The organism is Amycolatopsis sp. NPDC051716 (assembly GCF_040681595.1).
In the GTDB taxonomy this organism is placed as follows: domain Bacteria; phylum Actinomycetota; class Actinomycetes; order Mycobacteriales; family Pseudonocardiaceae; genus Amycolatopsis.
In genome coordinates this window covers 1-12,149 of sequence record NZ_JBFAZA010000065.1, presented here as the reverse complement: position 1 = coordinate 12,149, position 12,149 = coordinate 1, and the positions used below count along the sequence as shown (strand labels likewise).

The window sequence follows — 12,149 nt, the reverse complement described above, 5'->3', positions numbered from 1 at the left end:
CCGCGCGCCCCCGATTTTTCCGGCGGTCCGTCACCGACCGGACGAGAAACGCGTCATCGATCGCCGAAACCGTCCTCGGGCGTCACACTGTTGTGTGACATCGGTCACCGGAGGTGTTGCGAGATGGTTCTGGGCGACAACAGCGTCACTCACAAGGTGGCACCGGGCAGCAAGGTGCAGGTACGGCGGGCGGCGCTGGCGAGCGCTGTCGGCACGACCATCGAGTGGTACGACTTCTTCCTCTACAACACCGCGGCGGCCTTGGTCTTCCCGCACCTGTTCTTCCCCGCTTCGAGTGCCTACGCGGGCGCCATGCAGTCGTTCGCGACCTACGCGGTCGGGTTCGCCGCTCGGCCGGTCGGGGCGGCCATCTTCGGGCACTGGGGTGACCGGATCGGGCGGAAGGCGACGCTGATCGTCACGCTGCTGCTGATGGGCATTTCCTCCGGCGTCGTCGGGATGCTGCCCGGGACGTCGGCGATCGGGGTCGCCGCCCCGCTGATCCTGGTGCTGCTGCGGCTGGTGCAGGGCATCGCCATCGGCGGCGAGTGGAGCGGCTCGGTGCTGCTCGCCATGGAATGGGGCGACCAGCGCAAACGCGGGCTGCTCGGCAGTTTCGCGCAGATCGGTGTCCCGGTCGGGCTGGTGCTGGGCACCGGCGGCATGACGCTGCTGTCGGCGACGCTCTCCCCCGACGCGTTCGACTCCTGGGGCTGGCGGATCCCGTTCCTGCTCAGCCTGGTGCTCGTCGGGGTCGGCCTGGTGATCCGGCTGAAGATCCTCGAGACGCCGATGTTCGCGAAGCTCGTCGAGAACCGGCAGACCGCGCGGACACCCGTGCTCGACGCGATCCGGCACCACTGGCGGGAAATCCTGCTCTCGGCCGGGGTCCGGTTCAGCGAGCAGATGCCCTTCTACCTGTTCACCAGCTACGTGCTGATCTACGTCGTGTCGCGGCACGAGTTCAGCAAGACCTTCGTGCTCAACGCGGTCCTCGTCGGGGCCGCGTGCGAGCTGGCGCTGATTCCGCTGTTCTCGTCCCTTTCGGACACCTTCGGCCGCAAACGGGTCTACCTGTGCGGGGCGGTGCTGACCGGGGTGATCGCGTTCCCGTACTTCACCATCCTGGCGCACGGCAGCCACGCGCTGGTGTTCGTCGCGGTCGTCGTGTCCTTCGTCCCGCACGCGCTCCAATACGGACCGCAGGCGGCGTTGATCGGCGAAAGCTTCCCGACGCACCTGCGCTACGGCGGCGCGGGGCTCGGCTACCAGCTGGCCTCGGTGTTCGCGGGCGGCCCGGCGCCGCTGCTGGCGACGTGGCTGCTGCACCAGACCGGGACGCCGTACGCGATCTCCGGCTACATCATCCTGTCCGCGGTGGTCTCCGTGCTGTGCGTGATCTTCCTGAAGGACCGCTCGAAGTCCGACATCGACGACGCGAGCATCTACCAGCGCACCTGACCGTACGACACGCGTGTCCAGGCGGACGACACGCGTGTCCAGGCGGACGACACGCGTGTCTGGAGGGACGACACACGTGACGAGGGGCCTCCCACCGCATTGGTGGGAGGCCCCTCGTCGGGGGAACGTCAGCGGCGCGGGCCCTGGGGGCCGCCGAACGGGGGCTGCTGCGGGAACGGGCCGGTGCCCGGGTTCTGCTGCTGCTGTCCGCCGAACTGGCCCGGGGGCGGGGCCTGCGGCGGCGGGCCCTGGTACTGGCCGCCAGGCGGCGGACCGGCCGGGGCCTGCGGCTGGGGCAGCGCGGGCTGGCCACCCTGGGGTGTCGGCGGCTGCTGCGGCGCGGGCGTGACCTCGGTGCCGCGGTCCTCGTCGGCCGCCGGCTCGGGCTGCTGCTGCTGGGCCGGGCGCGGGATCGACGGCCGCGCGGGCGGCGAGGAGGGCGACCCGATGGCCGGGACCTCCTTGCGCGCCACCGCTTCCGCGGCCGCGACGGCTTCGGCGACCTTCGGGTCGCTCTTGGTTTCGAACCAGCTGGAGACTTCTTCATCCTCGAGGTCGGGCTTGGCCGGGACGTCGTCGTCCTTCGGCGGCTCGTAGCGGAAGACGCCGTCGTCGCCGGGGGCGCCGAGCGCGCGGGCGAAGCCTTCGAGGGCCTTGCCGTAGTCGCTGGGGATCATCCAGACCTTGTTCGCGTCGCCCTGCGCCATCTGCGGCAGCGTCTGCAGGTACTGGTAGGCCAGCACCTCGGGGGTCGGACGGCCGGCCTTGATGGCGGCGAACACCTTCTCGATCGCCTTCGCCTGGCCCTGCGCCTGCAGGTAGCGCGCGGCCCGTTCACCCTGGGCACGCAGGATGCGGGACTGCCGCTCGGCCTCGGCGGCGAGGATGGTCGCCTGGCGGGCACCTTCGGCGGAGAGGATCTGGCTCTGCTTCTGGCCTTCCGCGGTCTTGATCGCGGACTCCCGCTGACCTTCCGCGGTGAGGATCATGGCGCGCTTTTCGCGGTCGGCGCGCATCTGCTTCTCCATCGAGTCCTGGATGGAGGGCGGCGGGTCGATCGCCTTGAGCTCGACGCGGCCCACGCGGATGCCCCACCGGCCGGTCGCCTCGTCCAGCACCCCGCGCAGCTGGGTGTTGATGGAGTCGCGGGAGGTCAGGGTCTGCTCGAGGCTCATGCCACCGACCACGTTGCGGAGCGTGGTGGTGGCCAGCTGCTCGACACCGACGATGTAGTTGGAGATCTCGTACACCGCGGCGCGCGAGTCGGTGACCTGGAAGTACACGACCGTGTCGATCGACACCGTCAGGTTGTCCTCGGTGATCACCGGCTGGGGCGGGAACGAGACGACCTGCTCGCGCAGGTCGATCCGGGCGCGCACCTTGTCCAGGAACGGCACGAGGATGTTGAGGCCGGGCGAGGCGACCGTGCGGAACCGGCCGAGCCGCTCGATCACGGCCGACTGCGCCTGCGGCACCACCATGACCGCCTTGGCGATCGTGATGATCACGAGCAAGGCCAAGGCGATGACCAGGCCGATCACAAATCCGGTCAAGAGAATTTCCCCTTACCTAGTACCATTCTTGCGCGGTTGACGGCGTTGTGGGTGCAGCGGGCGGGCTCACCGCGAGCTGCAGTTCCTTGGTGGTGATGCCCCAGCGGCCGGTGGTGTCGTGCAGGACTGTCCACACTGTACGGTGCAGGTCCCCGGGCGCGGTGACGGCGCGCTCGGCCGTGGTCAGGCCGGCTTCCTGCCGCAGCGCGGTGCGGGCCAGCTGCTCGATCGCGAGCGCCGGGGCGGAGATTTCGTAGGTGGCCAGGCGCGGGTCGGTGATCGCGAAGACGACCTCGAAACCGATGAGGATCTCGTGCCCGTCGCCGGCTTCGACCGGGCGGGGCGGGGCCGAGAGGATCTGGTCACGGAGGTCGAGGCGGGCGCGGACCCGGTCGGCGAACGGGAGCACGAAGTGGCGGCCGGGGCCGAGCACGCCGCGGAACTGCCCGCCGCGTTCGAGCACCGCGGCGTGGCCCTCGCCGACGATGACGAGCCCGAGGCTCACGGTTCGTCCGACACGACGGCGGTGGCGCCGGAGATCTCGACGACCGTGACCGAGGTGCCGGGCGCGATGGGCGGGAGGTGCGCCGACATGCTGCGCGCCGACCAGACGTCGCCGGCCAGTTTCACCTGACCCGTTTCGGAGTCCACTGTGGACACGACCACCGCGCGGGCGCCGATCAGCGCGTCGATGCCGGTGTGGTGGGCCGGCCCGGAGAGCAGGCGCCGCTTGAGCGCGGGGCGGACCAGCAGGAGCATGCCGACGGAGGCGACGGCGAACACGGCGACGTCGATGACCAGGTTCCCGGTGAGGACCTCGGCACCGGCGCCGAACAGCGCGGCGACGCCCAGCATGACCAGCACGAAGTCGCCGGAGACGACTTCGGCGATCACCAGGGCGATCCCGACGATCAACCAGACCAGAGCCCAAGACATGGCTTCATGCTCTCAGATCGCGCCGGTTCGCACCGGCGCGGTGACGGGACGTAACCTTCGCGTGACCTTGGACAATTCAGACATTCAGCCCTCTTCCGCCGGTTCGGTGACGAAGTCGATGAGCCGTTCGACCGCCCCGATGAGCGGGGTCTCGAGGTCGCGGAAACTGCTCACCCCGCTCAGGACACGCTGCCAGCCTTCGAAAGGTTGCCCCCAGCCGAGCGCGTCGCAGATCCCCTGCTTCCACTCGATCCCGCGCGGGATCTTGGGCCACGCCTCGATGCCGACGGCCGCCGGGCGGACGGCTTCCCAGACGTCGATGTAGGGGTGGCCGGTGACCAGCACGTTCTCGTCGTGAACGGCCTCGACCAGCCGCGACTCCTTGCTGCCGGGCACGAGGTGGTCGACCAGGACACCGAGGCGGCGGCCGGGGCCGGTGCCGAACTCGGCGATGCGGTCGGCGAGCACGTCGACGCCGTCGAGCGGTTCGACGACGACGCCTTCGACGCGCAGGTCGTGCCCCCAGACGCGTTCGACGAGCTCGGCGTCGTGCTTGCCTTCGACCCAGATGCGCGAGTCGCGGGCGACGCGGGCCTGCAGGCCCTGCACCTTCACCGACCCGGACGCCGACACCTGCTTGACCGGCGCTTTCACCGTCTTGACCGGCACCAGCGTGACCGGCTTGCCTTCGAGGAGGAACCCGGCGGGGACGAGCGGGAAGACGCGATGGCGGCCCTTGGCGTCCTCGAGCACGACGTTGCCGTACTCGATCTTCACCACCGCGCCGCAGTAGCCGCTGGCCGGGTCTTCGACCACGAGACCGCGCTCGGCGGGAACCTCCGGCACCTTCTTGCGGCGGCGGCCGGCGAGTACGTCGTCATAGGAGTGGGAGCGCACGACCTGGGAACCTAGTGGCGGCAGCGGCCCGGGCGGGGCATGCCACGCCGTCAGCGGGCCAGTTCCAGCACCGCGTCGGTGAACGGCGTCCGCTCGCCGCGGCGCAACGGCGCGAGCGCGACCAGCGGGGCCATCGCGACGCACCAGGCGCGAACGCGTTCGGCGTCGAAGCCGGTCACGTGCGGGGCGAGGGCGGCGATGCCGTCGTCGATGGTGCCACCGGCGGCCATCGGGACGAAGACGAAGTCGACGGCGTCGAGGGACGGGTCGCCGAGCCCCGGCCGCGGGTCGATGGCCACGATGCCGCGGCCCGGCCCGGCGTCGAGGACGTTGGCCGGGTGCAGGTCGCCGTGGATGAGCGTGACCGGCCCGCTGGTGGCCAGCGCCAGCGCCCGCTCGCGCCCCTTGGCCAGCAGGTCGGCGCCCATGTGCGCGGCGGCCGCGGATTCGCGGCGTCGGCGTTCGGAGAGCTCGAAGATGAACTCGATGCCCTCGGCCAGCCGCCGGAACTCGCCACGGGACTCGGCCCCGCTTGGCTCCACCCCGCTTGGATCCACAGAGTGCAGCTGGTCGAGCAGCTCGCCGAGCTCGGCCCACGGGATCTCGCGCCCCGTCAGCTCGGTGCCGGGGACCAGGCCTTCGAGCAGGATCGCGTGGGCGTCGAGGTCGGCGTCGAGGACCTGGACGACGCGGGAGTGGCCGGCCCAGGCGCGTAGCCCGGTGAACTCCAGCCGCGCGACTTCCGGGTCCGGAGTCAGCTTCAGGACCCGTAGGTCGCCGCCGGGGCCGGTGCACAGCAGGGTGCGGCCGGTGTTGCCGGGCCGGGCCTCGCGGACGGTGAGCCCCCACCTAGCGGTCAGGCGGGCGACGAGGTCCGGGAGGGCGTCGCACCACGGCCTGGCCAGTTCCGCGCCGAAGCGGTCGACGAGCCGGGCCCGGGCGGCGTCGTCGATCAGAAGAGGGGCCACGGGATGGCGCGCCAGTCGTCGCCCGGTTCGGGGAAGATGCCCTCGGCGAGCAGGACGTCGGTGCGGTCGGCCAGGGCCCGGATCTCGAACTTGGTGATGTGCTCGGCGAGGGTCTGGCCGAGGCCGCCATCGAGCTCCGAACGCAGCTTGCGCAGCTTCTCGACGGTGTCCGGTGGCAGCGGCTCGCCGATCCAGCCCCACAGGACGGTCCGCAGCTTGGGGTCGGTGTGCAGGCAGATGCCGTGGTCGACGCCGTAGACGTGGCCGTCGACGCCGGGCAGGAGGTGCCCGCCCTTGCGGTCGGTGTTGTTCACCACGATGTCGAGCACGGCGAGGTCGCGCAGCCCGGGGTGGTTCGCGTGGGCGAGGACCGCGGGTTCGCCGAGCCGGTCGTGGGCGTGCAGCACCGGGCGCCAGCCGTCGGGGACGTCGTCGGGCGGCAGGACTTCCACCAGGTCGTCTTCGGTGGTTTCGACCCACAGCTGGACCATGCCGGGGCCGAACGGGCCGTCGCGCAGCACGGTCGGCGGGATCGCGCCGAGGCCGGCGGCGTCGGCGATGATCGCGGTGGCGACCTCACGCCCGGCCAGGGTGCCGTCGGGGAAGTCCCACAGCGGCCGCTCCCCCGACACCGGCTTGTAGACGACCCGGCCGGTGACGCCGTCGAGCTCGATGGCGCAGAAGAGCGTGACGTTGGAGGCGTCGACCAGCCGGCCTTCGACGTCGATGCGGCCGTGGGTGACGAGTTCGCGGGACGCGGGGTCGGCGGGGTCGGTCGCCATGGTCAGTCTTCTTCGCCCGCGTCGGTGTCGCGCCGGTAGCCGTTCTGCCGGGGGCAGATGTGCCCGGTGGGGTCGAGCGGCTCGGCGCAGAGCGGGCACGGCTTGCGGCCGGCGTTGACGACGCGATCGGCCCGCTCGGCGAAGGCGCGGGCGGCGGCCGGGGTGAGGAAGACGCGGACGGCGTCCGGGCCCTCTTCGGTGTCGTCGAGCACGACCGTTTCGTCGACCTCGCCCTCGGTGATGGCGAGCAGCTCGATGACGACCGCGCTGCTGTCGGCGTCCCAGCCCAGGCCCATGGTGCCGACGCGGAACTCCTCCTCGACCGGCACCGTGAGCGGGTCGAGGTCGACGAGGTCGTCGGGGGCGTCGTCGGGGACGTCGGCGCCGAACCGGCTGGCCACCTCCTCCAGCAGCGAGCTCAGCCGTTCCGCGAGGACGACGACCTGCTGTTTTTCGATGGTGACGCTGATGGTGCGCACGTCCTCCGACGCCTGGAGGTAGAACGTGCGATCGCCGGGCTCGCCGACGGTGCCGGCGACGAACCGATCCGGCTGGCGGAAGACGTGGATTACGCGAGACATAGCACTGACGACCCTAGGCCACCGGCGCATGATCGGCATCCGCCGCCCCACCGTTCGCGGGCCGCTAGCCTCGGGGGGTGTCTCGGATCTCCCCGTACGGAACGTGGTCTTCGCCCATCACCGCCGCCGAAGTGGCCGCCGCCGGTGGCGGCCCGCAGTGGCTCGACGTCGTCGGGAACGAGGTGTGGTGGGCCGAGGCGCGACCGGCTGAGCAGGGCCGGGTCGCGCTGGTCCGGGCGGTTCCGGGCGGTACCGAGGACGTGCTGCCGGCCCCGTGGAACGTCCGCAACCGGCTGCACGAGTACGGCGGGCGGCCGTGGGCGGTCGCCGGGGGTTCCGTGGTGTTCACGCACTGGGCCGATCAGCGCGTGTACGCGCAGAGCGAAATCGGCGTGGTGGCGCTCACGCCGTCCCCCGCGGAGCCGCAGGGCGTCCGCTACGGCGATCTGCGGGCCGGGCCGCCGGGCGAGGTGTGGGCGGTCCGCGAGCGCGGCACCGGGCCGCGTCCCACCGACGTCGAGCGGGACCTCGTCGCGATCGCCGTGGACGGCGGCGGCGAACGGGTACTGGGCGCGAGCCACCGGTTCCTGACCGTGGCGAAGCTGTCGCCGGACGGGCGGCACGCGGCCTGGTTCGGCTGGGACCACCCGCTGATGCCGTGGGACGGCACCGAGCTGTGCGTGGCCGAGGTGGCCGCCGACGGCTCGTTCGGGCCGCACCGGGTGCTGGCCGGTGGCGTGGACGTCTCGGTGTGCCAGGTCGAGTGGGAGACGCCGGCGACGCTGCTGGCGCTCATGGACCCCGGCGGCTGGTGGAACCTGCACCGCGTCGGCCTGAACGGGTCGGTGGTGAACCTGGCGCCGGTCGAGCAGGAGCTGGGCGGCCCGCTGTGGAAGGCGGGGTCGCGGTGGTTCGCGCCGCTGGGCGGCGGGCGGCACGCGGTGCTGTCCTCGGGCCGGCTGGCGGTGCTCGACGAGGCGGACGGCACCGTGGCGCCGGTGACGGAAGAGCTGACGGCCTGGTCTTCGACGGGGCTCGCGGTGGCCGGCGACACGGTCGTGGGCGTCGCGGGCGGGCCGGCCCGGGAGTCCGCCGTGGTGCGCGTTTCCCTCGACGGCGCGGTGACGGACCTGACGCCGCAGCCGGAGCTGCCCTCGGCGCTCCTGCCGGTGCCGCAGGAGCGGGTGTTCAGCACGGCCGACGGCGAGACGGTGCCGGTGGTGCTGTACCCGCCGCGGAACCCGGACTTCGCCGCGCCCGGCGGGGAGCTGCCGCCGCTGCTGGTGGACGTCCACGGCGGGCCGACCGGGCAGCGCTTCCCCATGCTCGACCTGGAGATCGCGTACTTCACCAGCCGCGGCATCGGCGTGGCGGCGGTGAACTACGGCGGGTCCACGGGGTCCGGGCGCGCCTACCGGGAGCGGCTGCGGGAGCAGTGGGGCGTGGTGGACGTCGCCGACTGCGTCGCGGTGGCCGAGGCGCTGGTGGCGGCCGGCCTGGCCGACGGTGAACGGCTGGGGATCCGTGGCGGCAGCGCGGGCGGGTTCACCGCGGCGGCGTCGCTGACGACGACGGAGACCTACCGGGCGGGCACGGTGATGTACCCGGTGCTGGACCTGGCCGGGTGGACCGGGACCGAGGGCGACACGCACGACTTCGAGTCGCGGTACCTGGACGGTCTGGTCGGGCCGTTGCCGCAGGCGCGGCAGCGGTACGTGGAGCGTTCGCCGCTGGCGAACGTCGAGCGGCTGGCCGGGCCGGTGCTGTTCCAGCAGGGGCTGGAGGACCGGATCTGCCCGCCGGAGCAGGCGGACCGGTTCGTGGCCGAACTGGCCGGGCGCGGGATCCCGTACGCCTACCAGCGGTTCGCCGGGGAGCAGCACGGGTTCCGGCAGGCGGCGACGATCGTGGCGGCGCTGGAGGCGGAATTGTCCTTTTACGGTCAGGTGTTCGGCTTCGAGACGCCGGGTGTGGCGCGGCTGGAGCTGTCGCGGTGAGGCCTCCTCGGTTGCGGGCCGGCGACACGCTGGCGCTGGTGGCGCCGGCCGGGCCGGTGCCGGCGGATCTGCTGGAGAAGGCGCTGCCGGTGCTGCGCGGCTGGGGCGTGGAGGTGCGGGTCGGGCCGTGCGTGCGGGCGGAGCCGGGCTCGCCGCCGTACCTCTCCGGTACCGACGCCGCGCGGGCGGCGGAGTTCACCGAGGCGTGGCTGGACCCCGGGGTGCGGTGCGTGCTGGCGGCGCGGGGCGGTTACGGCGTCCAGCGGATGCTGGACCTGGTGGACTGGGCGGCGCTGCGGGCGGCGGGCCCGAAGGTGCTGGCCGGGTCGTCGGACATCACGGCGTTGCACCGGGCGGTGAACGTCCACTTGGGACTGTCCAGTTTGTTCTCCCCGATGCCGGCGAGCGTGCTGTTCGACGACTTCGCGGTCGAGCACCTGCGGCGTTCGCTGTTCGAGCCGGAGCGGACGCTGGTGGTGCGCGGCGGGTCGGCGTTGGTGCCGGGCCGGGCGTCGGGGGTGTTGACGGGCGGGAACCTGTCGCTGCTGGCGGCGGGGATCGGGACGCCGGAGCACGGGTCGGCGCGGGACGCGATCGTGCTGCTGGAGGACGTGACGGAGAGTGTGTACCGGCTGGACCGGATGCTGACGCAGCTGCTGCGCAGCGGCTGGTTCGCCGGGGTGCGCGGGATCGTCCTGGGTTCGTGGGCGGCGTGCGGGGCCCCGGCGGACGTGCGGGCGCTGGTACTGGACCGGCTGGGGCCACTGGGGGTGCCGCTGGTGGAGGAGTTCGGGTTCGGGCACGTGGCGTCGTCGCCGACGTTGCCGCTGGGGGTGCCGGTGACGCTGGACGCGGACCTGGGGACGCTGACATTCGACTCCCCCGCGCTGACGTGAAACTCTCTTGGGCGGAGGCCCGGGACCGGTTCGCCGCGGCCCGGGTGGCCCGGCTGGCGACGGTGTCGGCCGACGGGGTGCCGCACCTGGTGCCGGTGACGTTCGCGGTGCGGGATGACGTCGTGGTGTTCGCGGTGGACCACAAGCCGAAGTCTTCGGTGGCGTTGCGGCGGCTGCGCAACATCGAGTCGAATCCCGCGGTGTGCTTCCTGGCCGACGGCTATTCGGAGGACTGGTCGCGGCTGTGGTGGGCCCGGGCGGACGGGGTGGCGCGGGTGGAGCCGCCGGGCGCCGAGCCGGTGTCGTGGCTGGTGGCGAAGTACGAGCAGTACGCCGAGCGGCCGCCGGAGCACGCGGTGGTGGTGACGGACGTACACACGTGGAGCGGCTGGGCCGGGGCCTAGTCGCGGAGGAACTTCTCCGGGCGGCGCCAGGCGTCGATGATGCCCAGCGGGTCCGGGCGCAGCAGTGAAGCCGCCGCGTACAGGCTCGCCAGGATGACTCCGGCGATGAACCACCAGTCGTACAGCGCCTGCTCGCCCGTCGGGTAGTAGACCAGCGTCACGAACACCGACACCGCCACCACGAGCGCCAGGTGGCGCGGCTGCCACTTGAACGCCGACAGCAGGACGAAACCCCAGGTCAGGTACCACGGCAGGGTCGGCGGCATGAGGATCGCGACCGCCAGGAGCGAGATCCCGGCCCGGTAGACCGCCTCCGTGCCGCCGCCGCGGGCGAGCCACCACTGGCGGGCGCCGATGCCGATCAGGAGGAGCATGCCCGCCGCGCGGGCGACCGTCACGAACGGCGAGACCTGGACGTCCACGATCAGGTGGACCAGGTTGTAGAACACCTCGCCGATACCGGTCGGGATGTTGAGCCAGTTCGCGATGAGCTGCGGGGCCTTGAGCCCGGACCACCAGCCGAGGTTGAGCGAACCCAGCGAGATCCAGGTGCCCGCGACGAACACCGGCAGGAACAGGCCCACCGAGGCCGCGCCGGCGCGCAGGAAGTTGCGGACCTTCGACTCGCCCGTGAGGTGGTTGGCCCACATCCAGACGATGAACGGCAGCGCGATCGCCGCGGTCGGCTTGATCAGCATGCCGATCGTGACCAGGACGACCGCGAGCACGTGCTTGCGCTCGAGGGCGGCGAGGACGCCGATGGTGAGGAACGCGAGCATCATCAGGTCGTTGTGCGGGCCGCCGAAGAGGTGGATGACCATCATCGGGCTGGCCACCGCGAGCCACAGCGCGACCGGGAGCTTGCCGCCGAGGTGCTTGACCAGCCGCGGCAGTGCCCACAGCGTCCCGGCCAGGCCGGCCAGCAGCACGACGCGCATCAGGATGACGCCGAGGATCATGTTGTCGCCGGTGGTGGCGACCACGCCCTTCGAGATCAGCAGGAACAGCGGCCCGTACGGGGCCGGGGTGGTCTGCCAGAGCGGGTGGACGTTCTGCACGACGTTCGGCAGCACGTCGAGCTCGGCGGGGCCGTTGGCGTACGGGTCGAGCCCGTAGAGCAGCTGGGCGCCCTGGCCGAGGTAGGAGAAGACGTCGCGGGTGAACAGCGGCGGTGACACCAGCAGCGGGGCCATCCAGCAGCCGGCGGCGACCAGGATCGGGCGGCTGCCGATGCGGCCGGCCAGGACGTAGCGGCCGAGCCGGACCCACGCCCAGACGACCATGCCGAAGCCGGTGTAGAGGACGGCGTTGGCGAGCATGCGGCCGTGGCCGTAGCGGACCCACGAGAGCGGGCCGTGGCCGAGCACGGGGTCGGAGATCAGGATGCCGCCGGCGCCGAGGGCGGCGACCATCAGCAGGGTGCTGCCGACGGTGCCCATCGCGATCGTGCGGTAGGGGAATCGCGAGGGCACGCGGAGCCGCTCGGCCAGGCCGGTCGAGGGCGTCTGTGCGGGGTCGGTGGTGGTCGCCATTTCCGTTCGGAGATTACACACTGCGCTCGTGCGGAGTTCCCGCAGTGCCGGTTTTCGGGGACCACGGCCGAGACCCAGCGCCGAGCAGAAGGTCGCGAATGACTCATTCGGGACGTGGGAGGTCCCGAATGAGTCATTCGCG

At 72.1% G+C, this 12,149-nt stretch carries 12 protein-coding genes; 4 read left to right on the top strand and 8 right to left on the bottom strand.

The features are described from left to right. Positions 1 to 123: 123 nt before the first annotated feature. Complete coding sequence (locus AB0M30_RS45925) at positions 124 to 1,461, top strand: MFS transporter (RefSeq protein ID WP_364598541.1); 1,338 nt, start codon at positions 124 to 126, stop codon at positions 1,459 to 1,461. Between the two features lie 128 nt (positions 1,462 to 1,589). Here the strand turns inward: AB0M30_RS45925 and AB0M30_RS45920 are convergent, their stop codons facing one another. The 7 genes from AB0M30_RS45920 to AB0M30_RS45890 all read right to left on the bottom strand — a co-directional run bounded on the left by AB0M30_RS45920 (position 1,590) and on the right by AB0M30_RS45890 (position 7,178). Beyond that, the gene (locus AB0M30_RS45920) at positions 1,590 to 3,014 is read right to left on the bottom strand and encodes an SPFH domain-containing protein (protein ID WP_364598538.1); all 1,425 of its coding nucleotides are present in this window, start codon (positions 3,012 to 3,014) and stop codon (positions 1,590 to 1,592) included. Between the two features lie 16 nt (positions 3,015 to 3,030). Continuing rightward, positions 3,031 to 3,519, bottom strand: coding sequence for an SPFH domain-containing protein (locus tag AB0M30_RS45915; protein WP_364598535.1), 489 nt, complete (start codon positions 3,517 to 3,519; stop codon positions 3,031 to 3,033). Further along, the gene (locus tag AB0M30_RS45910) at positions 3,516 to 3,950 is read right to left on the bottom strand and encodes an NfeD family protein (protein WP_103339344.1); all 435 of its coding nucleotides are present in this window, start codon (positions 3,948 to 3,950) and stop codon (positions 3,516 to 3,518) included. Before AB0M30_RS45910 ends, AB0M30_RS45915 begins: the two co-directional genes overlap by 4 nt. An 84-nt stretch (positions 3,951 to 4,034) precedes the next feature. Next, the gene (locus AB0M30_RS45905) at positions 4,035 to 4,847 is read right to left on the bottom strand and encodes a DUF3097 domain-containing protein (protein WP_364598532.1); all 813 of its coding nucleotides are present in this window, start codon (positions 4,845 to 4,847) and stop codon (positions 4,035 to 4,037) included. A 50-nt stretch (positions 4,848 to 4,897) separates the two neighbouring features. Next, complete coding sequence (locus AB0M30_RS45900; protein ID WP_364598529.1) at positions 4,898 to 5,815, bottom strand: phosphotransferase; 918 nt, start codon at positions 5,813 to 5,815, stop codon at positions 4,898 to 4,900. Further along, positions 5,800 to 6,597 (bottom strand): SCO1664 family protein, encoded by a 798-nt coding sequence (locus AB0M30_RS45895; RefSeq protein ID WP_364598526.1) that lies wholly within the window; start codon positions 6,595 to 6,597, stop codon positions 5,800 to 5,802. Before AB0M30_RS45895 ends, AB0M30_RS45900 begins: the two co-directional genes overlap by 16 nt. A gap of 2 nt (positions 6,598 to 6,599) precedes the next feature. Beyond that, positions 6,600 to 7,178 carry a DUF3090 domain-containing protein gene (locus AB0M30_RS45890; protein ID WP_364598523.1) on the bottom strand — a complete coding sequence of 193 codons (579 nt, stop codon included), beginning with the start codon at positions 7,176 to 7,178 and terminating at the stop codon, positions 6,600 to 6,602. A 77-nt stretch (positions 7,179 to 7,255) separates the two neighbouring features. Here AB0M30_RS45890 and AB0M30_RS45885 point away from each other — a divergent pair, with 77 nt between their 5' ends. Genes AB0M30_RS45885 through AB0M30_RS45875 form a run of 3 tightly spaced genes read left to right on the top strand, consistent with a single transcriptional unit; the run spans position 7,256 to position 10,475 of the window. After that, positions 7,256 to 9,175, top strand: coding sequence for a prolyl oligopeptidase family serine peptidase (locus AB0M30_RS45885; RefSeq protein WP_364598520.1), 1,920 nt, complete (start codon positions 7,256 to 7,258; stop codon positions 9,173 to 9,175). Then, positions 9,172 to 10,071 carry an LD-carboxypeptidase gene (locus AB0M30_RS45880; RefSeq protein WP_364598517.1) on the top strand — a complete coding sequence of 300 codons (900 nt, stop codon included), beginning with the start codon at positions 9,172 to 9,174 and terminating at the stop codon, positions 10,069 to 10,071. Before AB0M30_RS45885 ends, AB0M30_RS45880 begins: the two co-directional genes overlap by 4 nt. Then, entirely contained in the window at positions 10,068 to 10,475 is a 408-nt protein-coding gene (locus AB0M30_RS45875) for a TIGR03668 family PPOX class F420-dependent oxidoreductase (protein WP_364598514.1), read from the top strand. The genes AB0M30_RS45880 and AB0M30_RS45875 overlap by 4 nt, the downstream gene beginning before the upstream one ends. Here AB0M30_RS45875 and mptB read toward each other — a convergent pair. Beyond that, positions 10,472 to 12,007, bottom strand: a complete 1,536-nt coding sequence (gene mptB, locus AB0M30_RS45870; protein ID WP_364598511.1) for a polyprenol phosphomannose-dependent alpha 1,6 mannosyltransferase MptB — start codon at positions 12,005 to 12,007, stop codon at positions 10,472 to 10,474. The genes AB0M30_RS45875 and mptB overlap by 4 nt on opposite strands. Between the last annotated feature and the right edge of the window lie 142 nt (positions 12,008 to 12,149).